We start from the raw sequence: 26,754 nt of genomic DNA, 5'->3' as shown, positions 1-26,754 counted from the left end.
ACGCACTCAATAGGACTTACGCAAAGATAGAAGCATTTCGACAAAAAAATTAAGTCAAATGGCTTGCAAAAGAAGGCAGTTATGATTATGATAAGAATTGTGTTAGCACTCATGACGAACGAGTGCTAATAGACTACTACATAGTATTGAAAGGGAGGGTGTTTTCCTTGTTAAAACCATTAGGTGATCGTATTGTTCTTGAGCAAATCGAGTCAGAGGAAACAACAGCAAGTGGAATCGTATTACCGGATTCTGCAAAAGAAAAACCACAAGAAGGTAAAATCGTTGCTGTGGGCACAGGTCGTGTAACTGAAAATGGCGAGCGTGTAGCGCTTGAGCTAAAAGAAGGCGATTCTGTTATCTTCTCAAAATATGCAGGTACAGAAGTGAAATATGAAGGAAAAGAATATTTAATTTTACGTGAGAGCGACATTCTTGCTGTAATCGGCTAAATACAACAAGCAATAACTAAGAACTAATTTAGGAGGCTGACAAAATGGCTAAAGATATTAAGTTTAGTGAAGACGCGCGTCGTTCGATGCTTCGCGGAGTAGACGCACTAGCAAATGCTGTTAAAGTAACGCTTGGACCAAAAGGACGTAACGTGGTTCTAGAGAAGAAATTTGGTTCTCCGCTCATCACAAATGACGGTGTAACAATTGCTAAAGAAATTGAACTAGAAGATGCATTTGAAAATATGGGTGCTAAGCTAGTTGCTGAAGTAGCAAGCAAAACAAATGATATCGCTGGTGACGGTACAACAACTGCTACTGTTCTTGCTCAAGCGATGATTCGTGAAGGTCTAAAGAACGTAACATCTGGTGCTAACCCAATGGTTATCCGTAAGGGTATTGAAAAAGCAACAGCTGCAGCGGTACAAGAGCTTCAAAACATTGCAAAACCAATTGAAGGTAGAGAGTCAATCGCTCAGGTTGCGGCTATTTCTTCAGGTGATGAAGAGGTCGGTCAAATTATCGCAGAAGCAATGGAACGTGTCGGAAACGATGGCGTTATTACTCTTGAAGAGTCAAAAGGTTTCTCTACTGAGCTTGAAGTAGTAGAAGGTATGCAGTTTGACCGTGGCTATTCTTCTCCATACATGGTTACAGACTCTGATAAAATGGAAGCTGTTCTTGATAACCCGTATATCCTTATCACTGATAAGAAAATCGGTAATATCCAAGAGGTTCTTCCGGTTCTTGAGCAGGTTGTACAACAAAGCCGTCCAATTCTTATCATTGCTGAAGATGTTGAAGGCGAAGCCCTAGCAACTCTAGTTGTGAACAAACTTCGTGGAACATTTAACGCAGTAGCTGTTAAAGCACCTGGATTTGGAGATCGTCGTAAAGCAATGCTTGAAGATATCTCTGTTCTAACGGGTGGAGAAGTGATTACAGAGGATCTAGGACTAGATCTTAAATCTGCAAACATCTCTCAACTTGGTCGCGCAAGCAAGGTTGTTGTAACAAAAGAAAACACAACAATCGTTGAAGGTGCAGGTCAAGCAGACCAAATCGCTGGTCGCGTAAACCAAATCAAAGCTCAGTTAGAAGAAACAACTTCTGAATTTGATAAAGAAAAGCTTCAAGAGCGTCTTGCTAAGCTTGCTGGTGGCGTAGCTGTTCTTAAAGTTGGAGCTGCAACAGAAACCGAAATGAAAGAACGTAAGCTTCGCATCGAGGATGCCCTAAACTCTACGCGTGCAGCGGTAGAAGAAGGAATTGTAGCTGGTGGTGGTACGGCTCTAGTGAACGTACTAAAAGCCGTTCAAGCAGTTGACGCTTCAGGAGATGAAGCAACGGGTGTGAACATTGTCATCCGTGCACTTGAAGAGCCAGTTCGTCAAATCGCTCACAACGCAGGCCTTGAAGGATCTGTGATCGTAGAACGCCTTAAAGGTGAAGACGTTGGAATTGGTTTCAACGCTGCCACTGGCGAGTACGTAAACATGATTGAAGCCGGTATCGTTGACCCAGCTAAAGTAACGCGCTCTGCCCTTCAAAACGCAGCAAGCGTATCTGCTATGCTTCTAACAACCGAATCCGTAATCGCTGATAAGCCAGAAGAAAATGCTGGCGGCGGCGGAATGCCTGATATGGGCGGAATGGGTGGCATGGGCGGAATGCCTGGTATGATGTAAGGTCATCCATTGAAACCTTGATTTAATATGGTTTTGAAGGTAAAAGAAGTAGTGTTTTCTCAAAAAAACTCACGAAAAACTCACATTTTTTAAGAAAACACTTTTTGAAGGATGTTCTCGTGTAAGTTCGATACTTGCACGGGGGCATTCTTTTTCATTTTCTCTGTTACGTGGGTATAAACTTTCATAGTTGTTGCTACATCTTCATGACCAACTCGTTTCATGATGGTTGGTAAGTCAACTCCAGCCTCTGTTAACATACTAATGTGTGTATGTCTAAATATATGAGGTGTAGCTTTCTTTTTAATGCTTGTCATACTCATAAGTCGTTCCATTCGAGTTGCAACAGTTTTAGTAATATAGGGATAGCCGTTTGGGCGACTAAATAAAAAGTTCATCTCTGCACCGACCTCAAGCAATTCACTTTAAGTTACTCCATTTCCCCGCCTTTGTGCTCAATCTTCAACTGCTTTTGATCAGATGACACCTGATTAATGTAGCATTCAAGGTCATAATAGTGTCCATCTCGCCAATAATTGATGTTAACCAATAGAGTGTGATCGAGAGCGTCCATAATTACATATCCAATCTCCTGCAACTAATCTGGATCCAGTATATGCTTATCAACTTTCTTTTCCTCTGCATCAGCAGCGCGAATAGCCGCCTTGTGCTCAGGTAACATCATAAGGCTACCTTCCCACGTTAGATTCTCTCGACGCAAATATAACTCATGATCCGCTTTGTACTTATCCATTTCATGCATAGTACCCCTCCTAATTAAAGATAGTATGCTCATTATATACGAATGTATGTTCGTTAATCAACATGAAAAAAGAGCCATGACGGCTCTAGTTAAAATCGACTTGAAAATCCACTTCATCACCTAATGTATCAAAACTTTCATTATCGTGTGGCGAATTAATTAGTATTCTTACCCACTCAACTTCGTTCGGATCTGAGTTCTCTAATAAAAAGAATACAGAACCTTTTTTATTAACCGCGCCTATAAATTCACCATCAATGTAATCACTTGTAAACACATCAGACTCTAATTGTTCACCGGTACTTGTTGTAATAGTAGCTTGATCAGGATAGAAGTTAACAGTATCCTCTGATGAATTTGACACCTCCATGTCAATTTGAATTACGCCAGTAGGTTCAAAGTCATAAAATTCAGCTATATCCTCAGGCCACTCTAAAACCTCTGCGATATTAACTTGAGGAATGTTTAATGTCATTGGTCCAGTTTCTATAGTGTCTATTGTATCGTTGCGGCCTAATAAGAGTAAGTTGCCATTAGCATCAGTTTCGCCAACTTGAGTTTCCCAATCGCTCTCAATTACATCCTCTGGATCTTCGTCAGCCGCTTCCTCGTCGTCGGTAGCTTCTTCTTCATCTGAGTTATCAGTTAAGGTTGTTTCCTCTGTATCTTCTTGATTAGATGCGTTAGAATCCTCTTCTGTTTGTGTATCTTCTCCACAGGCAGCAAGAGCTAGCATGCTTACTAACCCCGCAGTTAATAATAGTTTTTTCATGATAAAACCCCTTTATTTATGTAGTGATAAATCCAAATACAAATTATAAAGGTAACAAGACTTTTTTCATAGGTATTCGACAGTATTAGACAAAAGATTAACCAAAAAATCTTCGATCATCTAATCCCATTCGCTTCAGCGCCCCTCGTACCTTAGTTTCAGTGGACCCTTTTATTGAGTATTTATCATCATTGCATAAATTTGAAATGGTGCCTCTGCTTAACCCACTTTCTTTCTCTAATTGAATTTGATCGACACCCGATCTATCCAGTTGTTTGCCGAACCTCGAACGCTTCTTTCCTAATCCGAACATTGAACCCACTCCTTTTAAAAAGAGTCTGTCCAATATGTCATTTTGTTATACGAGGGAAAAAAAGTGACATATTGACCAAGCGAGTCACAATACGATTAAGTATGCTAAGTCAGACACCCAAAAAGACACGATGATTGGCTTACTATCAAGGTTTGTACGCTCAATCTAATGTCTTTTCATCTGGGGCCATACTACGTATACGAGGTGGTGTGATGAGTGATTTTATCGATGCTTACGACAGTGGCAGCAGCTGGGGTTGTTGGGTACACGTACTTTGTGCAGAGTGGTTCGCCCTCCCCATCGAAAAGTGACGCAAAAAAGAATCAACGCATTTTTGTGAATCGCGGGCTGTCAGTCAAAGAAGGCAAGAACATCCGAACGATACAGCAGTTGAGGAGGCGAGATATACCAGGAGGCAAAGAATACGTGTTTAGGATCCCGCTCGGTTTGTCGTATGAAGATTTCTCGAAACAACTCTCAGCACTGCAAGATGGACTCAATAACCGAAGGCAGAGGAGAGAGATCACGTTAAATGACATCAAGGCAATACGCAGGTTTAAGGACATTATTGAGCTGTGGCAAAGGGAACCGGAGCGAGTGAACAAGGAAATTGAGATGAACTATGACGGTGTGCTGAAGATCAAGGTATACGATGAGCCTTTACCTGATCAGTTCACTTACACCAACGAGACAGCGACTAGTTGTAAAGGATGGCAGATACCTGTCGGCTATAATCGTACCGGACTCATTAAACATGACTTTGCTGACATTCCTCATCTTCTCGTAGCTGGGGCCACGGGTAAAGGGAAGTCAGTATTCTTGAAGAGCATCGTAAGCACACTCATATCCAACCAACCTAAACACCTGCAGCTCACGCTTATTGATCTAAAGGGAGGTCTTGACTTCTCTCCCTTTGCTAGGTGCCGACAGCCTAAGACTCTTGCTAAGGATGTAGAGGAAGCATACACAGCACTGGTGAAGATCAGAGAGCATATGGAACAACGAATGAATTTCATGCTATCTAACGGGTATGAAGATGTATCAGAAATGGGCGAACCTACACGGCATTTTATTGTAATCGATGAAGCGGCCGAGCTCTCAAGTGCTGGAGAATCGGATCCTAACCTCAAAAAGATGAAGGTTGCATGTGAGGCTCTTAGTGACATCACCCGCCGTGGTCGCGCTGTTGGATTGAGCCTGGTATACGCCACTCAGTATCCGACTAACGAAACGCAAATTGATGATGTGAGGTTTTTAAAGTTCACAAAAAACTAACAGGAATAAAAAATATTACGATTGATTTAAGAAGATAAACTTTCTTTTGTGGAAAGTAGACTTATCGTAAGAATAATGGTATTAGGGTTTCAAAACCCTAAGAAACCAATGGAAACATGCCTAGTATGATGTAGAGAAACGTTGATTTAATAGGGTTTCGACTCAATTAAATTGCTGTTTATCTGCAAGATGTCACAAAGATATCTCGAAAAACTCAATTTTAGCCCCAGTAAAGATAAATACTCTTTACTGGGGTTTTTAACATTTATTAGAATGAGCTACATTAGAGAATGAATGCTCAAAGATTTTGAAAATGCTTAACATGATGATAAAATGCGCGGAAAAAGATAGACGAGGCGCGAAAAAATTTGAAATGAGCGATTTATCCAAGTAATGTGCTCAAAAAGCTAAGCAGTTGCGCGAAAAAAACTAAAATGACCGAAATTAGAAATGGAATGCTTCGAAAAGTGAAATATATGCGCGGAAATCTCTATGAGCTTTAATCATGAGGAACCCACCTACTACTAATTAAACTAACCATAAATAAGGGCTGCACAAATCCAAGCATTATGTTTGACAATTCTGATAATAAAAATTAAAATGTAAGCGCGTTCATATGTTTATAAAAATTCATTTACTCTAAATAGAAGGGATAGGATCTATGAGAATTATCCGTTATAAAAAAGACAGTAGAAAACAATTAGCAGCAGTGACAAAAGACAATGAGGCGTTTGACTTACCTTTTACCGACTTTATATCAATGATCTCAGAAGCGCGTATTCAGAATAAAACACCATTGGAACTGGTCACTCAGCTTACGGAAAGCCAAATCAAGCAATCATTAGCAGAGCTTGAACTAACGACACCACTCGACGCACCGGAGATATGGGCAGCTGGTGTCACCTATCAAAAAAGTAAGGAAGCGCGGAACTATGAAGCGACTGAAGGAAAGTTGAATGCGGAGACATTTTATGACAAGGTGTACGAGGCGAAACGACCGGAGATATTTTTTAAATCAACGGCAGCTAGAACCGTTGGACCAAATGATCCAGTCTACCTGCGATCTGATTCGAATTGGCAGATCCCTGAACCCGAATTAGGGCTGGTTATTGATAAGGAAGGAACCATTCTTGGATATACGGCTGGCAATGATATGAGCTGTCGTGACATTGAAGGGGAGAATCCATTATATCTTCCTCAAGCAAAAGTGTGGAAACACTCATGCTCCATTGGACCAGCAATCATATTAAAGGAAGCAGTGGCTGATCCGTATGAACTTCAGATTATTTGTCGGATATATCGTGAGGAGGAGCTTGTGTTTGAAGGGGATGCACAAGTCAATCAGCTAAAACGGACATTAGATGAACTGGTGCATTATTTAACTCTAGACAACGATATTTTTGACGGAACGGTTCTCCTTACTGGAACTTGTGTCGTGCCACCAAATGAATTTACTCTTGCTGAGAATGACCGAGTTGAAATTGAGATTCCTGGTATTGGCGTCTTAAATAATCCCGTGCATGTGAACAAATAAAAAGTTTGTTTCAAAAGAATGGTGGTTGGGTTGGGACAGAAGTATTATAACTAATAAAAAAGCTGAAGAATGATGGAGACTTTCCAGTCATTGTTCAGCTTTTTGCATTTATAAAATAAGGTGGATGCCGCTCTGGGAATACACTTCGCTTGTATAAATACAAGGAGAATTCGGAGGTTATATGGGTTCTTCGGCAGTCGCTCCCGAAAATTGGGGCACGCTTACCGCGGGAGTACCTGAGCTAATCTGGCTCCGCCATCATATCTCAATGAACAATTTCATAGAGGTCACTGAAAAAAGATGTTTATAAGACTACGAAGTTCTACAATTGTTTAAGTCAGAACATTAGCGGAAGGAGAACCCGTAGACTCCTGCGGAACAGAACGCGTCTGAAGACATCGAAGTGGTGGTTTTCCACTTCGAGGGCTGAGGCCGTTCCCGCGGAAAGCGTAGGGTTCTCCTGTAGCGGCGCCATTCGGCTCATTCTTACATGACTTTTTCAGTGGTTTTCTTTTCCTCCATTTTCGTCCGATTGGTTAGTTGCGAGTATCAATTGTATGAGAGATTATACATGCAGAGTCTAGATAACCTTTCTACGGGGTAGAATGACAGCGAAGTGGCGATATCCTAATTTTATGGATGAATCTGTGGTTAGCTGCCCATTCTGTAGTGGCACTGTTCGTCTTTTTATAGTTCTGTCCACCCTCATTAATATAAAAAAGTCGAAATACATCCATCGTTACTCCGTTTTCCTCTGAGCCAGTGCTGCCTCTCCAGCTTCTAATACCTTAATAATTCGATCAACATCGTACACACTGCCATTCCAGGTGCCTCCACTAACATTTTGCAAGGCTGCCCATAAACGAGTATCATCAGGCAGGGTCTCGGCTGGTTTAATAGCGGGGTTTGTTGCACGCTCATTTAGAACCTTCGCGCCTTCCTCTGGAGTTAGCTCTACATCACCAGTTCCTAAAAAGTGAAGAGTACCCTCTAGCTTGTTTGTATCTATTCGAATCTCAATCACATCACCATCACGAAGCTTACCAATCGGTCCGCCGGCCAAGCCTTCAGGTCCAATATGTCCAACACAGGCGCCTGTTGAAACGCCTGAGAACCTGGCATCTGTGATAAGAGTGACATACTTTCCGTAGGATAAATGCTTGAGGGCAGACGTTAGCTGGTAGGTTTCCTCCATGCCGGTGCCGAGTGGACCACAGCCAGAAACAACCATGATATCCCCTTTTTCTACCTCATTATTTTTTATGGCGGCAATGGCAGCCCGTTCACTTGAGTATATCTTTGCCGCATTTTTATGATAATAGATACCATCGCTTGAGAGCACCTCAGGATCGATGGAGGTGGATTTGATAATAGAACCTTCAGGTGCAATATTGCCTACAGGAAAAGTAATGGTTGAACTCATACCTCTGTTTTTGGCTTGCTTTGGCGTCATGATCACTTCTTCCGGTTTAATCCCATCTGCCTCATACAAACGTTCCTTCATCCGTTGTCTCCGTTCAGAATCCTCCCACCAGTCTAAATTCTCTCCTAGAGTTTTACCGGTTACTGTTAACACCGATAGATCAAGCAGGTTTGCTTCTCGTAAATGGAGCATGACCTCTGGTACACCACCGGCAAGGTACGCGCGAATGGTCGGATGATAATCTGGACCGTTAGGGAGCACACTCACAAGACGTGGTGTTTGTCGGTTAACCTCTATCCAGTCTTCGATTGTTGGTGTGCGCAGTTTAGCGGCATGGGCTATGGCAGGGATATGTAGTAGTAAATTTGTAGAGCCACCGAATGCTGCATGTACAACCATGGCATTACGAATCGAAGCATCTGTCAGGATATCCTTTGTTTTTAACCCGGTGTTCTCCATATACATGACCGCTCTTGCAGATTGTCTCGCCATCTCCTTCCAAATGTCCTGTCCAGAGGGAGCTAGGGCGGAGTGGGGGACAGATAATCCGAGAGCTTCACCTACAACCTGTGCTGTAGCAGCCGTACCAAGAAACTGACAGCCTCCACCTGACGTAGCACAGGCTCGACAGCCCAGCTCAGACGCTTCTTTAAGTGTTAACTCATCATTGGAGTAGCGCGCGCCAATTGTTTGAATCTTACCAGCATCCTCTCCATAAAGCGGTGGTAGGGTGACGCCACCTGGAACAATAACAGTTGGTAGCTCATGCATGGCAGAAAGGGCAATCATCATTGCAGGCAGCCCTTTATCACAGGTAGCAATGCCAATGACTGCTTTTCGAGTCGGGAGGGAACGAATTAATCGTCGATACACAATGGCCGCATCATTCCTATAAGGGAAGGAATCAAACATCCCATCCGTACCCTGCGTGCGTCCATCACACGGGTCACTTACATAGGCAGCAAATGGCATCCCTTTAGCTTTTGTCACTTCATCCGCTGCTTCCTTCATTAATAAATCAACTTCCCAGTGCCCCGTATGGTAACCAAGAGCAATAGGGTCACCGTTTTCACTTTTAAGTCCACCTTGAGTACTTAAAAGCAAGACCTCCTTGCCTAGTAATTGATTGGGACTCCAGCCCATGCCTACATTTTGTGAGAGACCAAATAAGTCACCGCTAGGCGAGTGGCGAAGCATTTGATCTGTTAACGGCAGACTCCCATCTGCTCCTGGAGCATTAGTTTTAATGTGATACATCTCATTTGTCGGGGTTTGCATTAAATCATCTAACGAGTAATCCAATTGAATGCCCTCCTTTATAAAGCGCTTACATTTTTAGTTGATTATAATTAACTAAATCTTATCTTAGTATAAACCCCATAGTGTGAACTTTGCGAATATTTTATTTGGAATAAAAAAACCACCGCATTATCGTGCGGTGGTGAATTAATCAGTCAAAATAACCGTCAGCTTCATCTAAGCTTTGGAATCGGTGAATATTAATAATCCCTTCTTCTTCAGAACTTAAAACGCCAAGATAGCCATCATTGGCTGGAAACAGATCAAGATATTGACCTTCTTCTTCATTTTGGATGGTTTTATCAATTGGAAATGCTTGTAGTTCCTCGTAGTAGGTGCCATAGTCCATTCCAACATAGAAAACCGGCTCAAGCTCATCTAAAGAATAGAAGGTTTCATCAGTTTCTTCTGGATCCTCAACAGTCCCATCATCAGAAGTAGGAGATTCTGTTGAGTCAGTCGTATCTTCTTCAGTCCCATCATCTGCTTGATCTTCATCATTTGTTTCAGTATCAGAAGCTTGCTCTTCTTGATTGTCTTCATCTATTTCCTCTTGTGCATCTGTAGGATCATCTCCAGCAGTATCATTATTATCGCCGTTTGTTCCGCAAGCACTTAGCACAATTAGCGCCGCAAATCCTGTGGATAGTAAATATTTTTTCATCGTTGTTCCCCCAAAGTATGCAAAATGTAGTTCAATGTTACTATGATATACGGTTTAGTACAAGATCTAGTTTCACTTACTATGTGAACGATATGTTTTTTGTTATCTTGTTGACTACACTTTAACACGAATATGCTTTGTTACTAACCTGATAATCCACATTGTTACTGCGATTAAAATAAATGAAACAATAATCGCAACTAGCATAGGTAAATCTCTTTCTGGTAAAAACTCAAATGTCCTATTTCCTTGATCTCCCCAAACAAAATCACTAACGGAAACCAAAAACACTCCTATGACAATAAAGAGCATGCCAATTAACCAAGGGTATTTGTAAAAGCCAGCACTAATTAGCCAACCGATAAAAAAGAACAGTGTTAACCTTAATACAAGGGAAATGAATGTAATGAATAGACCAGAAACGGTGATACTCTCGATAAGTTGCCATCCAAACATAGTGAATATCATAGTCTCTATAAGTAGAAGTAAAACGGCTACAACAGCGAGTATAAAACTAATAAAAACCGCTGCTTTAGAGGTGCCTACAAAATAATCTCGCCTAGTCACTCCATTTGAGGTTAAGTAAGCGAGAATTCCACCCATGTTCATAATGCCTAAAATTAATAAAAAGATGGGGGCTGCTTGTGAAATAGTGCCGAGTATTGACCAAGATATAGATTCAATACCGAAGTAAGAAATGGCTGTTACTGAAATAATATGAACAAGGACCATGATTGACAAAAACCATATAGACCAGGTCATATAATCATTGAATATATGTTTAAAGACTACTTGTTCTTTTTTCTTCATACCTGTTCACTACCTTCCTCAGTTAAGTGAATAAACAGCTCCTGTAATTTAACAGTGCCCACTTGAAGGTCAAGCTCCTTCGCTTTTTGCCGCTGAGTTTCATCCAGCTTTCCATATAGCATGACGGATTTTGTATCGCCTAGTGTTTGCTCATTAAGTAAAGTGGCACCAGAAACAAATGAATCAACCTTACTTGATTGACCAGTAATCTTCACACCGCTCTCGAGTAAATTATCGGTTCTATCATGTACAAGCAAAGACCCCTCTTTAATAATCAACACCTCTTCAAATAAATTATCCATTTCAGAGATAAGATGTGTAGATAGGATAATCAGACGTGGGTGTTCCATATAATCGTTTAGCACTTCTTCATAAAAGATTTCTCTTGCAGGGGCGTCCATACCAAGATAAGCTTCATCAAAAATCGTGATAGGACAGCGACTGGCAAGACCATTTACAACTAAAAGTGCTGATTGCATGCCTCGCGATAAATGATTGACACTTTGGTCCAACGGAAGCTTAAACCGTTTAATTAAATAATTTGCATAATCAGCATCGTAATGGGGTCTAAACAATGCTCGATCAGACAGCCACTTTTTTACATTTTCATATTCATACTCAAAGGATTCCTCTTTAACAAATATAATGCTCTCCATAGAATCCGTGTGTTCGAATACAATTTGATTATTTACGTTCAAGGTTCCTGAAGTAGGTTGGTCATAAGCAGCAAGTAAAGAAAGCAGAGTGGTTTTTCCTGCTCCATTTCTACCAAGCAAACCATAAATTTTATCTCCAGTAAGCTCAAATGAGATATCCTTAAGAATGGTATCGACACCATATTGAAGAGAAATATTGTTTGCTGTTACTTTTGTTTCTCTCATGCTATTTCCTCCCTTTTAATTCGCTGATCATTTCTTCTATCTCCGGTAAGGTAATGTCGAGCTTTTCAGCTTCTTTGATCATTTTCCAAACATATTCGTCCTTAAAACTTTGCCTTCGTTGGTTCACTAATTTCTGGCGTGCACCTTCAGCTACAAACATACCAACACCTCTTTTCTTAAATAAAATTCCTTCATCTACGAGTTCATTCACTCCTTTTAATACGGTAGATGGATTAATTTTGTAATAAGCTACAAGCTGGTTGGTAGAGGGGGCTTTTTCACCCTCTTTAAGTATTCCTTCAATAATATCTTCCTCGATCATCTCTCTAATCTGTAGGAAAATCGGACGGTTATCATCTAATACACGCACAATGTGGTCACCTCCACTTATATAGTATTATGGTTAGTTGGTTATGTGACTAACCATATAACAATGCATTTTAGATGTCAATATAACATATTTAACAAATTGACTTTTTTATCTGACTTGTCATAGAATAGAAATGAAAATAAACTACTTGTTTCAATATGTCAGGAGAATGTTTAATGAGTGCGAGTGTTCTTAACTAATCCGTTAGTTTCATACGGGCTTGAAAGTCTGCAAAAACAGAGAGTTACTCTGGTTTATTTGTTGTGCGGATTTCGAGTGAGTTAAGAACAAGCATCATTGAGACATAGAGAATGGATATAAATCCAGCTATGACAGAGATGTCATGGCTATTTTTATATTCATTTTTAGGGGGGAGTCTGCTATTTATTAGGCTTCTGCCTTATTCTCTAAGCCGTCATGAGCTAATGTTCATGGCGGCTTTTTTTATTGGAATCAATTTATAGGAGGAATGACAAAAATGAATCAAAAGACAATCGAAGCTTTAGGATATTTGGAGACGTTGGAAGTGGTTTCTACGTTTGCACGAACATCACGAGCAAAGAAAACGATTAAAACAGCCATGCCATCAACGAACAAGAAAAAGCTAGATCGGATGTTTGAGGAGATAGATGAGGCTGAATCTATTCTAAACATTAGCTCAAGCGTACCAATTTATGCTTTAGAGGATTTAGAGCATTTCTTGGACCAAGGAAAAAAGGGACTCTTTTTACGAGCGGATCAATTTGTGCAGGTCCTTTCTTTTCTTGATCATTGTATGAAGCTGAAGCGATTTATGAAAGATAAACGCGTAGCTGGACCGACTATTAGCTACTATGCGGAATCGATTGGTGAGATGGACAGCTTACATGAGGAAATCAACCGATGTATTCGAAATGGGCGGGTAGATGAGCATGCAACAAAGGAGCTTGCATCGATTGTTAAACAGATTCAAATTCAAAAAGCGAGATTACAATCTAAAGCGCAGCAGATGGTCAAGTCTAGTAAGCTGAAGCCCATCCTGCAGGATACTGTCATTTCGGAACGGCAGGGAAGGCTTGTCCTTTCGGTAAAGAAAGAATATCGGACGAAGCTATCTGGCTCCGTTTTAGACACATCCTCATCTGGATCTACTTTGTTTATTGAGCCGTCTGAGTGGGCGGATATACAAAGTGAGGTTGAACTACTGCAATTGTCTGAACAGCAGGAGATTGAGCAAATTTTATATCAATTGACCGATTCATTTATAACACATGAGCAGATTCTCCGAGTGGCTATGGATACGATGCATCATTACGATGTGTTATTTGCAAAAGCAAAGTATAAGCAAGAAATACAAGGGGTAACACCCGAGTTAAATGAGGAGTATTGTATTGAACTTACGGAGGCGAGGCATCCTCAGCTTGGTGAAAAGGCTGTACCTCTATCAATGAAGTTAGGATCTTCTAATCGTGCCTTGGTCATTACAGGACCAAATACAGGTGGAAAAACAGTGGTATTAAAAACTGTAGGATTATTAACGCTGATGGCCCAATCAGGCATTCCGATTCCGGCTGCGGAAGGGTGTCGCATACACTTATTTCACTCTATTTATGTAGATATTGGTGATGGTCAGAGCATTGAGGAGAATCTCAGTACCTTTAGTTCAAGGCTTGTAAGCATCATTGACATTTTGCGGGAGGCCAATGATCACTCATTAGTGTTGCTTGATGAGCTTGGCTCGGGTACAGATCCAGGAGAAGGAATGGGTCTTGCTATAACTATTTTAGAGCAGCTTTATGAGAAAGGGTCTACATTGCTCGCAACCACTCATTATAGTGAAATGAAAACATTTGCTGATCAGCATGAAGGCTTTTTAAATGGTTCCATGGAATTTGACCTTGAAACATTGAGCCCAACTTATCGATTACGTGTTGGGCATGCAGGAAAAAGTCAAGCGTTTGATATTGCGTTAAAGCTTGGATTGCACCCCACTTTATTAGAAAAGGCTCATCGCTTGACGTACCATCACTCAATTTCCTACTGCGATCATCTGGATGAGGTAGAGCTTAAGCAACCGAAATATGAAAAACAAATAGCTGTGGGTCGTTATTCGGCCAAAATTAGAGCCCAAGATCGTACAAAAGAAAAGAAGGTTACACTATTTTCTCAAGGAGACAATGTCATTGTAAAAGCCACAAGTGAAACAGGCATTGTTTACATGGGACCAGATGCGTATGGGGATTATATCGTGCAAATTAAAGGGGAAAAACACAAAATGAATCATAAAAGACTTCAGCTCCATATCAAAAAGGATGAGCTGTACCCGGAGAATTATGATTTCGATCAAATCTTTAAATCAAAAGAGTACCGAAAGACCAAAAATCAGCTGAAGCGCAAGCATGTGGAAGGGCTGATATTGGATGATGAAGATTAAGTAGGTTATTCTGGTGTTAGCTGTATAGTCTGGCCTCCTCATTCACAAACTAACCTGATTACATACTCCTTGTAACAGGCAGGGGAGGAGGCCATGATTTGATAAAAAAAGTTGTAGTAGTGTTCGTATGTATCTGTATATCGTTTTTATTTTCTATAAAAGGGTTTGCAAAGGACCGCTTCGATTATGAGCAGACAGGGAAAGCTATTTGGGATATTCCCACGACAAAGCCTCTGATTGCGTTAACCTTTGATGATGGGCCTCATCCAATCTACACAAAAAAAATAATGGACCTCCTAGATCGTTATGATGCGAAAGCAACCTTTTTTGTCACAGGTTCACAGGTTGAAAAACTACCTGAAGTTATCCAACAGCTAGCAAATAACGGTCATGAAATCGGCAACCATACGTATCATCATTTTTATTCTCATACCATGAGTAAGCAAATCCTTCGTGCTGAGATTAAGGAAACGGAAAAGAAAATCGTTGAGATAACAGGTGTGTATCCCCATTTATTTAGACCTGTGGGAGGCTACTATGATGACATGATCATTGAAACGGCTGCAGAAGAGAACTACCAAGTAGTTATGTGGTCTTGGCATCAGGATTCTAAGGATTGGGCAAACCCTGGCGTTGGTCATATTATTCGCAATGTATTACCAAAAGCGCAATCGGGGGACATTATTCTATTTCATGATGCTGGTGGTAAACGAACGCAAACGGTTCAAGCGTTGGAAGTGATTATTCCAGCACTGCTTAATGAGGGGTATGAACTTGTGACAGTTTCCGACTTAATAAAAATGACAAATCATTGGACTTTGTTCAAACAGCTATGAGACGATTGCAGATTATTGTAGGATTATATATGATTAAGTCGAAGGCATGCTTAGAGAATTTGGGAGGGAAATGAAATGACTCATCAGCTATTTGATTATCTAGATAAAGAGCAGGAGCGATTAAAAACAAAGAAATCCCCTGTTGAAGAAAAGGAATACCAATTTTTTGAAGAGGTCATCACTTTATATGAAAAAATTGATAACGCTTTACAGCCTGCTGTTGAGAAGGGTCAACTTACAATAAGTGAAACCTCAATTGGAGCCAACCGATTTAATTTAATGGGTAAACTTATTAAGGTTTACGGTAAAAAACCAGTCGTGTTAATTCCAGATGTAACAGCAAGCCAACGTGGAGATTACAAGATCTCCATTCAATCAGGTGCCACTGTTCTGCATAGCACATATTTCTTTTTTGATAACGGAAAGTGGAAGTCAAATCGCCATGAATTTGGTGGAATGAAAAAATCAGAATTAAATGAGCAAGCCTTTATGGATATATTGCTTTTGTTAATTCGATAAAAGATAAGACCTAGCGTCAGCTTATGTAAGCAGGCGCTGGGTCTTTTTTTTATGTAAATAGTCATACCAATGCCTAATAGAATAGCCGACACCTACGGGATGAATAGAACTCCACTGGAAAAAGAAGCTTTATATGAAAGTGAATCTTCCTATCATTAAAAAAGTAGCTTTCATTTTTTTAAATTTAAATGTTCGTCATTTGTTTGAGCAGAACCGTAGCGGAAGGAGAAACCGAAGACTCCTACGGAACAGAACGAGTCTAAAGCCCTTGAAGTGGTGCACTTCCACTTCAAGGGCTGAGGCCGTTCCCGTGGAAAGCGTAGGTTTCTCCTGTAGCGGTGCATGAGCTCATTTCCAGATGACTTTTTCAGTGACCTTGATAAACAGGCATATGGGAAAAAAGGGCTTGTCCGGTTAGACGGCTGCCTGACCTCGGGCAAGTCCCTTCTATTTTTGGAGTGACGGATGAAGAAATGAATCATGTCTAAAATCCAGGTTCGGGCATTGAGCACCCAATCTTTCTATTATGCATAGAATGAACGATCATTTACGTAAGGATGGGTGAAAATGGGGACAGTAACTGGTAAGGAATATGTAGATCGAATTAATGGCTTAAAAAATCAAATCTGGATCGATGGAGAACGGGTGCAAGGTGATCTCTCAGATCATCCTGCTTTTCGAGGGATCTTATCGACTAAGGCAGCACTGTATGATTTTGTTCAATCCAATCCAAATCAACTTATGGACGCTTCCCAAAAGTATAACTTCTCCTTTGAAATACCGCGCACCCACGAGCAATTGATTAAACGGAGAGAGGCCATTCGTTTTTGGGCATCTCAATCTGCAGGCTTGTTAGGAAGGTCTCCGGACTATGTTAATTCAGCTATTATGGCCATGGCAAGCTACGCACCTTTTTTTGGTGAGTATAGCGATAACATGAAACAAATTTACGAAGAGGCTCGTGAGCAAGATTATTCGTTTACGCATACATTTATTAATCCGCAAATCAGCAGGAAGTTTTACTGGCCAGATGGCGATGATGAGACGGTTATTGCGGCTAAGGTGGTTAAAGAAACCCCAGAAGGGCTGGTCATTCGAGGAGCAAGAATGCTTGCAACCCAAGGGGGATTAACTGATCAATTGCTTGTTTTGCCCGCTGGTAGCTTTACGGATTCTTCGTATTTGTTTGGTTTTAGTATCCCTTCAAACACGCCGGGGTTATCCTTTGTATGTAGACCTAGTTATGCTGAGAATGCTTCAACATTTGACCAGCCTTTGGCGTCTCGATTTGACGAGGGTGATGCAATGGTTGTGTTTGATGATGTGCTGGTTCCTTGGAAGCGAGTCTTTTTATATGGTGATTCTGAAATCACCTCAAATTTAAAAACCGATACAGGTTTAGAAGCATTCTTGCTCTATCAATCAGCGAACCGTCAGCTAGTTAAGACGGAATGGATACTTGGCATTGCTCAACTGATGGTGGAAAGTCTGTCAGTGGCAGAATATCAGCATATTCAAGAAAAGGTCAGTGAGGTAGCCATGGCTAAAGAAATTATGAATGGCTTGATACTTGCCTCAGAGGAAGCAGCCATTAAGAATGAATATGGTGTGCTAGTTCCAAACGGGCTTCAGCTAAAGATGGCGTTTCATTATTATCAAAAGACCTATCCAAGATTAGCTGAAATTCTAACGTTGCTAGGTGCTAGTGGATTAATTTGTATTCCCACCGAAAAGGATTTTGAATCACCAAATGAGGCAGTTTTATCTCATACACTTCAAGGAGAACGTCTAGCGGCAAAGGATAAAATTAAGCTCAACAGAATGGCATGGGATTTAACAATGAGCTCATTTGGCTCTCGTCAGACACTATATGAAAGGTTGTTTTTTGGAGATCCAGTGAGGACACCAGTTTCTATATATTCTATGTACCCTAAGGAATCAGCAAAAGAGAAAGTTTTGTCCTTTCTTTCGATTGATTTAGAGTAACCATTTATATTTGGGGGAGGACTTACCGCACAGTCCCCCTCACATTGCCTGTTTTAGTTGTTGGGATTCTTTCCTCTAATCATAAACCACATGAAGGTAAAGCCTAGCATACTCGCAAGCGTAATAGCAGTAGAAACCTGATACATACTACTTGCTCCCCAGGTTTGAAACAACCAGCCCCCAAGTGTACCTGCTATAATTCCAGCAAGGCCGCTAAATACTAAGGTGAATAAGGCTTGCCCGCTTGCTCGGTATCGATCGGGAATGATATGTGCTGTTAACATGGTTCCAATGTAATAGTAAATTCCGAACGTAACACAATGAAGCGTCTGAACAGCAAGAAGAGACACTGGTGAAGTCACCTGACTCATTAGAAACCATCTCAATGAAAATAAAAGGCTAACGCCTACTAAGCAGGCGATCATTGTACGTTTATTTGGTTTTAAGTAGCGATCCAATAATAGAAACACAGGCAGCTCAAAGATGGCTGTTAGCAAGGCAGAGTAACCAATTAGTGCTAATGAACCACCTAATTCAACAATGTAAAGGGAGACAAAGGTCTGATTCATGGCATTAGGCACAGCTAGAAGTAACCCTAAAGATAGGAAAATTAGAAAAAAGCGATTTCCGAGTACATTTGAAAGATAGCTTCCTCTCAGACCCCTCGAAGACTCTGGAACTTTTGGTTTTGGAAACAAAAGCAAAAAAATTAAGGTACACAGAAGCATTAAACTATAAAAAATCCAAAGCTGTTCGATTCCAGTCAGCGCAATAATCGGTCCAGCGAGACCTGCCATGATGGCATAGCCCAGAGAACCCCAGGCGCGGATGCCACCAAATTTAACAGGGGAATCACTAATAGTCGCTAGAATTAAACTATTGCTCTGTGAGAAAGAAGGCGTCTGGAATAGGAAAAAAATCAGCATAGCTGTTAGTACAAGAGCAGGAGCATGTAATTGAAACACAAACTGTACAGCAAGAAGATTACCAATTAACATCAGGATAAGAATGAGTCGAATGTTTTGGAGGCGATCTCCCCAATACGCCCAAAAGGGATTAGCGAAGATAGCGACAAAAGGCCCTCCAGCCATTAATAATCCGATTGTTACCGTACTGTATCCAATTTCTTTAAAATACACGGGAAAATAAGAGAGTAAGATAGAAATGGAGCCATATAGAAAAAAGAGAAACAATTTTAATAATAAAAGTGAGCGCTTCCATTCACGTAGTGATGTTGTAGTCATGAGAGTCCTTTCCAATGAAATGAAGTATGAATTGTCTTTAGTGTAATACATATAAATTAATTCGTACACGAGGGAGGAATGTAAATGTATGATTCAAAACAAACTGTTCCACATAGACCTTCACTACCGTTAGAGGCTCATCCAGAAAGACATACGATTCAAGTAATGGGAGAAGCAAGTCTTTCGGTACCACCAGACCAAGTCATTATCGTTTTAGGAGTTAAGACAGAAAATGCCTCAGTTGAGGAAGCACAACAGGAAAATTCGCAATTGACCAATAAGGTAATTGAAACACTTGTTGGTTTAGGTATACCACAAAGCGATATTCAGACCATAAGTTATCAAATCAGTCCCCAATATGATTATGTGGATGGTCAGCAGGTATTTCGTGCATATGTGGTTACTCATTTACTGCAAGTACGTACTAAACAATTTATGATGGCTGGGTCTATCATTGATCAAGCTGTAGAAGCAGGAGCAAACGAAGTAATAAGCGTGCAATTTACCACAGAAGATACAGAGACTGAGACGAAAGAAGCACTCGTACGCGCCTTAAATAATGCAAAAGAAAAGGCGGAGGCGCTAGCTAAATCATTATCCGTGCCATTGCATCCGGTCCCGATCAAAATCCAAGAGATGAGCATGCCCTCTGTGCAGCCGATGTTGTTTGCAGCTACAGAAGCAACACGAATTGAACCAGGTTTAGTCACAATTAGAGCAGAAGTTGAGGTGTGGTATTTGGTTGGTTAAAAAATAAATTTGATAATTTTTTCCGAAATATGTTTTAAATTTGCTTTTTAGGGAAATGGAAATCTGTCATACGTTTTAACCTATATAAATCATAGTAGAAATGGAGTGGTGGTAAAAAAATCCTAAGTTCAAAATTTCATAGTGTCGAAACTCGTTCTAAAGAACGAAACCCTATCCGTTCTTTCATACCATTTTTGGAAACATGTAAGTAATTCATTGACTTGAAATTTATAACTGGTTTAGCATGGAATTGTACTAAAAATTAGGAGGGAATTAGTTATGGCTGGAAATATTAGATTATCACCGGATCAGTTAAGAGAGTTTGCTGGGCAATATAGTTCACAAAGTGAGCAGGTTCACAGCATCGTAGGAGAATTAGATTCCCTAATTGGAAGATTACAAGAAGCGTGGGAAGGTTCTTCAAGTCAAGCGTTTGCAAATCAATACACTGAGCTTAAACCTTCGTTTACACAAATGGGTACACTATTAGAGGAGATTTCAGTACAGCTTAAAGGTGCTGCTAGTACACTTGAGGACACTGATAATCAAATCGCAGGTAAGATCGGGTACTAATTAATCAGTAGGATCATTGATTAATAACTAAAATGGGGACGCGACAAAATCTCTGGATTTTAGCGTCCTTTTTTTCGGGGGCTGAGACTTTGTACATAGTTCTGACGATAGATATGGAACGGTATAATCGTAAATCCATCGATTTGCGGGTGTCGGACCAATATACCGTTAAGGAGTTAATTGATATTACCTGGCAGATGAATAAGATGTCGGGGCTACCCAACGATGGGTATTGGGTGAGAATCATCAATAAGAAAAAGGTGTTGCCACACTACGCAATTTTAGCAAATAGTGGTGTTACTACGGGAGATCGTCTACGAATTCTTTAAAGGAAACTAGTTAAGAAGGAAGGCGTCAATGACATGGTGGAAGAGAAGATTTCTTACTTTGAAAAGAAAATAGGAGCTGCCTTAGAGAAAGAGGATAACAGCTGGGTTATTACCTTTCAGCAAGCGAGACTAAAGCTGCATGACCCACTTGAGATTAACTTTCTTATTAACTCTGATACTGTTTTAACCAGAGAGATTGTTACAACTGAGGATACCATTCAAATTAAAGCACAACCGAAACAGGAACTCTATGATTTTGACATTATACATACAAAAGATTTATACGCTAAGTGGATGTTGATGAATCAGCTACTTAAAAAAGTTCAACACCATCAAACTAAAAGATTAAACCTTTTTATCTGTCCAGAAAATCTATTATTTGATCAGAGCTACGAACCTTACTTTATCCATTATGGGGTTACAGAAAGTATTCCACCCTATGACATAGATCAAGAACTATTATTACACGAGCTGAAAGCCACACTTGCTTTCCTTATTAACCCTAAACATTCCTTTGAAGAATACGAAGCCTATAGTGAGACATTAAGACTAACAGAATCAGCTAAGGATATTATGGATGCAAAGAGTATAGACGAGCTCCTTGTTGTTAGTCAGAATTCTCTTAAAGAATTAGAAACAGAAGGAAAAGAACAGGTTCATATTCCGCGCAAAAGCTGGTTAATAAATCGTTACTCATTAATTGGGGCTGTGGCATTATTGGTCCCACTCATTGCTTTATCTATTTATGGGTATTGGTTCTTTATTCCTGAGAAGAATGCTTATATAAAAAGCAGTCAGCATTATATTAATGCAGACTTTAGTTCCGTCATTGATGAATTAGATTCATACAAGGGTGAGAGGATGCCATACGTTGTTCAATACCAGCTGGCAAATGCATACCTTGCAACAGAAAGCCTAACTGAAGAACAGCGTCAGAACCTGCAAAATACACTTACTCTGCAATCTAATGAGAACGTCTTCTTGTATTGGATTCACCTTGGCAGAGGAGAAAATGAAGAAGCAATAGATCTAGCTCGCTCCATAGAATATGAATTAGTCATATTAGGACTATTGAAATATAAAGATGAAGTGACAAATGACGCCTCGTTGGATACAGAGGAAAGAGAGTCTCTTTTAAATGAAATTCAAAATGAGCTTGATTCATTTATGGATGAGCGAGAAGAGCAAAGACAGCAAGAAGAGCAAGAGCAAAACCAAGAAAATGGGACAGTAGATGAAGCGGATACTGAAGACTCAAATGAAGATCAGGAAGAAGAGACGGAGGCTGATGCAGAGCCAAACGAGGATGAAAACAACGAAGAAGATAACAATGAAGATAATGAGGAAGAAAATGAAGAAGAATAAGTCTGTTTACGTGTAAGGGGGGATGAGTATGAGTCAGCTGTGGATCATAACACCAACAATGTATCAAACCATACCAATAGAAACTTCAGGCGAAGAACATTCATTATGGATTGGTCCAGATAAAAATTATGCATTAACCACAAGCTTTCCACTGGATGAAGGAGATATAGAGGTAAGAAATGATCCCACGTCCAGTACATGTGTCATCTATCAAAACAACAAAAGGCTTGCAGAATTAACAGTAGGAGAGTCTTATACACACCAGCAGAAATCTGATGATATTGTGTTTAAATGGACGGCCGAATCTGTAGAGACCGATTTATTCTACGTTGGTCAAGAGAAGGAGCTAACATTCTCTGTTGACGGAAATGGAACAGATTCTTTTAGCTGGGAAGGTGACACCGAACTATTCTCAGCTTCAGGAACCACATCCATTATTTATTACGATGGCAAATGGACCGTATTCCCAGAGCATACCATGACTTTGTATTTGAATGGAAAGAGGTTGGAGACAGCTACCGTCATTGAAGAAGGAGACCTGCTTTTTAGTCCCTACCTAACCTTTAGTTTTCTGGAAGCAGACATGCTGCAAGTGGTAAGTCATCATCCATACCAAACCTCGTTAAAGAAGGCCGAGTTACCCGCTTCAGAAATGAAACGCAAATACCCTGAGTACAGGCGAACGCCTCGAATGCTTTACGATTTACCAAACGATAAGGTCTCATTCTCCTTTCCTTCACAGGAATCCGAGGATAACAGCAGAAGCTTATGGTTAATTATTGCTCCACCATTAGTGATGCTGCTCGTCATGGGATTTGTCGCGTTAGTTATTCCTCGAGGTCTATACATCATGATCTCACTGGCTATGTTTATGACAACACTTGTCACTTCAACGGTCACTTATTTTAAAGAAAAAAGCAAACGGAAACAAAGAGAAGAAACGAGACAGCGCGTATACACACGGTATCTGAAGGAGAAAAGAGAAGAGCTTCAACAATATGCAGAAAAGCAAAAGGAAGTATTAGAGTATCATTACCCAACTTATGAACAATTAAAGTATTTAACTAAGCATATGAGCGGTCGGATATGGGAGAAATCACTGGAGAGTGAGGATTTTCTGCGCTTTCGGATTGGCAATGCAGACATCGAGCCAAGCTATTCGATCTCAACATCTTCTTCTGACTTTTCCAATCGAGACATAGATGAACTACTTGAACGTTCAAGAGAATTAACAGATGCCTATGATACGATTAAGCGCGCGCCCATCGACGTTAATTTTGCAGCTGGAATGATTGGATTGACGGGTAAGCAGTCCATTCTTCGGAGGGAAATCAAACAGATTCTTGGGCAGCTTGCTTTCTTTCATAGTTATCATGATGTCAGGTTTATTAGTGTGTTTCATGAAGAAGAATATGAGCACTGGGATTGGCTCAAATGGTTGCCACATTTTCAAGTGCCAAATAGTTATGCCAAAGGATTTATTTACAACGAACAGACAAGAGATCAGTTATTAACCATTATTTACGAAATGGTTAGAGAAAGAGATCTCCATGAAGATAAAAATGCAAGATTTGTACCCCATTTGGTGTTTGTGGTTTCTAATACTTCTTTAATTTCAGAGCATCCGATTATGGAATACCTTGAAAGAAAGGATCATTCTATAGGTATTTCTGTGTTATTTGCTTCTGAAGTTCAAGAGAACCTATCAGAGAATGTTCATACGCTTATTAAATATATTAATGATCATGAAGGTGAAATTGTGATTGAAGAGGGAAAAGCAGTTCACCAATCCTTTTATCTTGATCGTTACTCAGAGCACGGGAATGAGGAGTTTTCAAGACTACTTTATTCTCTAAATCATCAGGTTGGGATGAGTCATTCAATTCCTGACATGGTTGGTTTTATGGATTTACTCGGAGCGGAATCAGTGAAAGAGTTAAATGTCGCTGAGAAATGGGCAACAAATCAATCAGCGAAGTCACTTGCTGTACCAATTGGATTAAAGGGTCCTGATGACCAAGTATTTTTAAATCTTCACGAAAAAGCACATGGTCCACATGGTTTGCTTGCAGGAACTACTGGATCAGGTAAGAGTGAATTCTTACAAACGTTTATCCTATCCTTATCTGTTCATTTTCACCCACATGAGGTTGCGTTTTTACTTATTGATTATAAAGGCGGAGGGATGGCCCTTCCGTTTAAAGACATGCCGCACCTTCTTGGAACGATCACAAACATTAGTGAGAGTCGTAACTTCAGTGAACGGGCACTCGCTTCCATTAAAAGTGAGCTAAAGCGTAGACAATCTCTTTTTGATAAGCATGAGGTTAATCACATTAATGGTTACACCGACTTGTACAAAAGTGGAGTGGCACTAGAACCCCTTCCGCATTTATTTATCATTTCGGATGAATTTGCTGAACTAAAGAATGAAGAGCCTGACTTTATTAAGGAGCTAGTAAGTGCAGCGAGGATTGGACGGAGTTTAGGTGTTCACCTCATTTTAGCTACACAAAAACCAGGAGGCATCATTGATGATCAAATCTGGAGTAACTCACGCTTTAAAGTTGCTTTAAAGGTTCAAGATGCGAATGATAGTAAAGAAATCCTTAAAAATCCTGATGCAGCCGGAATTACGGTCACAGGGAGAGGCTATTTAAAGGTTGGTAATAATGAAGTCTACGAACTCTTTCAATCTGCGTGGAGTGGTGCTCCGTATCAAAAGCAAACCTATGAAGGTGAAGAAGAAATAGCGATCGTCACTGATATGGGATTAATTCAGGTATCAGATGTGACAACGCAAGATACCACTAGTGCCACAGAAACTAAAACAGAAATAGAAGCAGTAGTTGAGGAGATTATTCAGGTTCAGAATAAGCTTTCAATCGAAAAAGCCGCGAGCCCTTGGCTTCCTCCACTTGGTGATCACTTAACTATGAATGAGCCAACGATAAGCGAGAATCATTTTGTGATTGGCCTAAAAGATGAGCCTGAGAAGCAGCTACAAGAACCTTTAACATATGAGTGGATTCAAGATGGAAACATTGGTATTTTTGGTGCGGCAGGCTATGGGAAGTCTATGACTTTACTACGTTTTCTATTAGGCTTTGCAAAAGTATATGCACCAAATGAAGCGCAATTTTATCTCTTTGATTTTGGTAACGGGTCCTTACTTCCACTTAAACAGTTACCTCACACGGGAGATTACTTTAAGTACGATGATGAACGAAAGCTGGAGAAATTCTTAGAATTTCTGAAGAAGGAAATGGAACGTAGAAAGCAGCTGTTTACGGAGTATGAAGCAAATAATATTCAGATGTTTAACCAATTATCTAAAGAGAAGATGCCGGTCATTTATCTAGCTATAGATAATTTCGATCTAATTCGGGAAGAGTTTCAAGATCTTGAACCACACTTCACCCAATTTGCTCGTGACGGCCAAGCGTTAGGTATTTTTATCATGCTCACAGCATCTAGAAACTCAGCTGTCCGTCAGCCATTAATGAACACATTAAAAATGAAAATTGTCCATTATTTGCTTGATAAACATGAAGTACTAAGCATTGTTGGACGCTCTAAGTATGAAATTGAACAAGTTCCAGGAAGAGCGTTGGTTTTAAAGGATCAAGCCTATTTAACGCAAATGTATTTGCCTGTGGAAGGTGAAGATGATTTACAGCTTTTTGATAATATGAAGAAGTTGATTGAACAGCTCAAAGAAAAGTATCAAGGCATTCCACAACCAGTAGCCATTGCTATGTTGCCTTCACGACTGGATTATGAAATGTTCTTACAATACCAAAAGGCTGAAACGAGTCCAGAGATGCTAGCAGTAGGACTCGATGAAAACACAGTTAAGCCTGTGCACATAGACTTAAAACAAAGTCATCTCCTAGTCTTTGGTCAAAGTAAAAAAGGTAAGACAAATGTGATCAAAGTATTAATAGAAGAAATTCTACGTAAACAAGATAAAGAGATTGCGTTGTTTGATGGTATGGATCGAAGTCTTTCCTCTTATGTAAAACGTGATGGCATTCAGTACATTGATACAAAAGAAGATATTATGAGCTGGTGTGAAAGAACCGAAGAGATTTTAAAGCAGCGTGAAGAAACCTATATTGCTGCGATAAGAGAAGGAGATGTCGATCAGAGCTTCACACCAACTTATTTAGTGATTGATAGTATGGCTCGATTTATGCAGGTAAGTGATAACAAGATTCATGACTTAGTGGCTTCATTCATTAAGAAATATAGTCATTTAGGTTTTTCTATCATTGTTGGTGGGAACGCAAATGAATTTACCAAAGGATTCGATCCATTAACAAATGAGTTAAAACTGATTAGGCAAGCCGTTATCCTCATGAAAAAGCAAGAACAAACTTTATTCTCCTTGTCATACACGCGCAAGGAGCCAGAGATACAGCCTGGATTTGGCTATGTGGTTGTGAATGGTCAAGAAATGAAAGTGCAAATTCCAAAGGTGTAGAGTGGAGGT

Annotated in this window: 24 protein-coding genes; 13 read left to right on the top strand and 11 right to left on the bottom strand. The window is 40.2% G+C overall.

Annotation, left to right across the window (positions count from 1 at the left end; all coding sequences use genetic code 11):
* The first annotated feature begins 167 nt into the window (after positions 1-167).
* Positions 168-452 carry a co-chaperone GroES gene (gene groES / locus FN960_RS18935; protein ID WP_143850442.1) on the top strand — a complete coding sequence of 95 codons (285 nt, stop codon included), beginning with the start codon at positions 168-170 and terminating at the stop codon, positions 450-452.
* Between the two features lie 44 nt (positions 453-496).
* Entirely contained in the window at positions 497-2,140 is a 1,644-nt protein-coding gene (gene groL / locus FN960_RS18930) for a chaperonin GroEL (protein ID WP_143850441.1), read from the top strand.
* An 89-nt stretch (positions 2,141-2,229) separates the two neighbouring features.
* Here the strand turns inward: groL and FN960_RS18925 are convergent, their stop codons facing one another.
* From FN960_RS18925 to FN960_RS18905, 5 genes are all read right to left on the bottom strand, one after another.
* Entirely contained in the window at positions 2,230-2,538 is a 309-nt protein-coding gene (locus FN960_RS18925; protein WP_143850440.1) for a tyrosine-type recombinase/integrase, read from the bottom strand.
* Between the two features lie 32 nt (positions 2,539-2,570).
* Complete coding sequence (locus FN960_RS18920) at positions 2,571-2,738, bottom strand: YolD-like family protein (protein WP_260682068.1); 168 nt, start codon at positions 2,736-2,738, stop codon at positions 2,571-2,573.
* Positions 2,739-2,903, bottom strand: a complete 165-nt coding sequence (locus tag FN960_RS18915) for a YolD-like family protein (protein WP_143850438.1) — start codon at positions 2,901-2,903, stop codon at positions 2,739-2,741.
* Between the two features lie 85 nt (positions 2,904-2,988).
* Complete coding sequence (locus FN960_RS18910) at positions 2,989-3,675, bottom strand: hypothetical protein (RefSeq protein WP_143850437.1); 687 nt, start codon at positions 3,673-3,675, stop codon at positions 2,989-2,991.
* A 97-nt stretch (positions 3,676-3,772) separates the two neighbouring features.
* Positions 3,773-3,988, bottom strand: a complete 216-nt coding sequence (locus FN960_RS18905; protein WP_143850436.1) for a transcriptional regulator — start codon at positions 3,986-3,988, stop codon at positions 3,773-3,775.
* 216 nt (positions 3,989-4,204) lie between these two features.
* Between FN960_RS18905 and FN960_RS18900 the strand changes: the two genes are divergently transcribed.
* Together FN960_RS18900 and FN960_RS18895 are read left to right on the top strand one after the other, a co-directional pair.
* Complete coding sequence (locus FN960_RS18900; protein ID WP_143850435.1) at positions 4,205-5,263, top strand: FtsK/SpoIIIE domain-containing protein; 1,059 nt, start codon at positions 4,205-4,207, stop codon at positions 5,261-5,263.
* 661 nt (positions 5,264-5,924) lie between these two features.
* A complete protein-coding gene (locus FN960_RS18895) occupies positions 5,925-6,797 on the top strand; it encodes a fumarylacetoacetate hydrolase family protein (protein WP_143850434.1) in 873 nt (290 codons plus the stop codon).
* Between the two features lie 739 nt (positions 6,798-7,536).
* Here the strand turns inward: FN960_RS18895 and FN960_RS18890 are convergent.
* The 5 genes from FN960_RS18890 to FN960_RS18870 all read right to left on the bottom strand — a co-directional run bounded on the left by FN960_RS18890 (position 7,537) and on the right by FN960_RS18870 (position 12,247).
* The gene (locus tag FN960_RS18890; protein WP_143850467.1) at positions 7,537-9,498 is read right to left on the bottom strand and encodes a YjhG/YagF family D-xylonate dehydratase; all 1,962 of its coding nucleotides are present in this window, start codon (positions 9,496-9,498) and stop codon (positions 7,537-7,539) included.
* A 172-nt stretch (positions 9,499-9,670) separates the two neighbouring features.
* Positions 9,671-10,183, bottom strand: coding sequence for a hypothetical protein (locus FN960_RS18885; protein WP_143850433.1), 513 nt, complete (start codon positions 10,181-10,183; stop codon positions 9,671-9,673).
* Positions 10,184-10,297: 114 nt separating this feature from the next.
* Entirely contained in the window at positions 10,298-10,993 is a 696-nt protein-coding gene (locus FN960_RS18880) for a hypothetical protein (RefSeq protein ID WP_143850432.1), read from the bottom strand.
* Complete coding sequence (locus tag FN960_RS18875; RefSeq protein WP_143850431.1) at positions 10,990-11,874, bottom strand: ATP-binding cassette domain-containing protein; 885 nt, start codon at positions 11,872-11,874, stop codon at positions 10,990-10,992. The genes FN960_RS18880 and FN960_RS18875 overlap by 4 nt, the downstream gene beginning before the upstream one ends.
* Position 11,875: 1 nt before the next feature.
* Positions 11,876-12,247 carry a GntR family transcriptional regulator gene (locus FN960_RS18870; RefSeq protein WP_185971111.1) on the bottom strand — a complete coding sequence of 124 codons (372 nt, stop codon included), beginning with the start codon at positions 12,245-12,247 and terminating at the stop codon, positions 11,876-11,878.
* A 475-nt stretch (positions 12,248-12,722) separates the two neighbouring features.
* On the opposite strand from FN960_RS18870, the gene FN960_RS18865 reads away from it, so the two are divergent.
* The 4 genes from FN960_RS18865 (at position 12,723) to hpaB (ending at position 17,998) form a co-directional block, all read left to right on the top strand.
* Positions 12,723-14,657: an endonuclease MutS2 gene (locus FN960_RS18865; RefSeq protein ID WP_143850430.1), complete on the top strand. Its 1,935-nt coding sequence runs from the start codon at positions 12,723-12,725 to the stop codon at positions 14,655-14,657.
* A gap of 98 nt (positions 14,658-14,755) precedes the next feature.
* Positions 14,756-15,493, top strand: a complete 738-nt coding sequence (locus FN960_RS18860) for a polysaccharide deacetylase family protein (RefSeq protein ID WP_143850429.1) — start codon at positions 14,756-14,758, stop codon at positions 15,491-15,493.
* Between the two features lie 75 nt (positions 15,494-15,568).
* Positions 15,569-16,012, top strand: coding sequence for a hypothetical protein (locus tag FN960_RS18855; RefSeq protein WP_143850428.1), 444 nt, complete (start codon positions 15,569-15,571; stop codon positions 16,010-16,012).
* A gap of 567 nt (positions 16,013-16,579) precedes the next feature.
* Positions 16,580-17,998: a 4-hydroxyphenylacetate 3-monooxygenase, oxygenase component gene (hpaB, locus tag FN960_RS18850; protein WP_143850427.1), complete on the top strand. Its 1,419-nt coding sequence runs from the start codon at positions 16,580-16,582 to the stop codon at positions 17,996-17,998.
* Positions 17,999-18,051: 53 nt separating this feature from the next.
* Here the strand turns inward: hpaB and FN960_RS18845 are convergent, their stop codons facing one another.
* Positions 18,052-19,242 carry an MFS transporter gene (locus tag FN960_RS18845; protein ID WP_143850426.1) on the bottom strand — a complete coding sequence of 397 codons (1,191 nt, stop codon included), beginning with the start codon at positions 19,240-19,242 and terminating at the stop codon, positions 18,052-18,054.
* Between the two features lie 84 nt (positions 19,243-19,326).
* On the opposite strand from FN960_RS18845, the gene FN960_RS18840 reads away from it, so the two are divergent.
* The 5 genes from FN960_RS18840 to essC all read left to right on the top strand — a co-directional run bounded on the left by FN960_RS18840 (position 19,327) and on the right by essC (position 26,745).
* Positions 19,327-19,992: an SIMPL domain-containing protein gene (locus FN960_RS18840; protein ID WP_143850425.1), complete on the top strand. Its 666-nt coding sequence runs from the start codon at positions 19,327-19,329 to the stop codon at positions 19,990-19,992.
* A gap of 279 nt (positions 19,993-20,271) precedes the next feature.
* Entirely contained in the window at positions 20,272-20,565 is a 294-nt protein-coding gene (locus FN960_RS18835) for a WXG100 family type VII secretion target (RefSeq protein ID WP_143850424.1), read from the top strand.
* 89 nt (positions 20,566-20,654) lie between these two features.
* Positions 20,655-20,894, top strand: a complete 240-nt coding sequence (yukD, locus tag FN960_RS18830) for an ESX secretion system protein YukD (protein WP_143850423.1) — start codon at positions 20,655-20,657, stop codon at positions 20,892-20,894.
* Positions 20,895-20,927: 33 nt separating this feature from the next.
* Positions 20,928-22,259, top strand: coding sequence for a type VII secretion protein EssB (essB, locus tag FN960_RS18825; RefSeq protein ID WP_143850422.1), 1,332 nt, complete (start codon positions 20,928-20,930; stop codon positions 22,257-22,259).
* A gap of 28 nt (positions 22,260-22,287) precedes the next feature.
* Entirely contained in the window at positions 22,288-26,745 is a 4,458-nt protein-coding gene (gene essC / locus FN960_RS18820) for a type VII secretion protein EssC (RefSeq protein ID WP_143850421.1), read from the top strand.
* The last annotated feature ends 9 nt before the right edge of the window (positions 26,746-26,754 follow it).

The organism is Alkalicoccobacillus porphyridii (genome assembly GCF_007293315.1).
In the GTDB taxonomy this organism is placed as follows: domain Bacteria; phylum Bacillota; class Bacilli; order Bacillales; family Bacillaceae_D; genus Alkalicoccobacillus; species Alkalicoccobacillus porphyridii.
The sequence above is the reverse complement of the archived record's forward strand: the minus strand, read 5'-3'. Positions and strand labels throughout refer to the sequence as shown.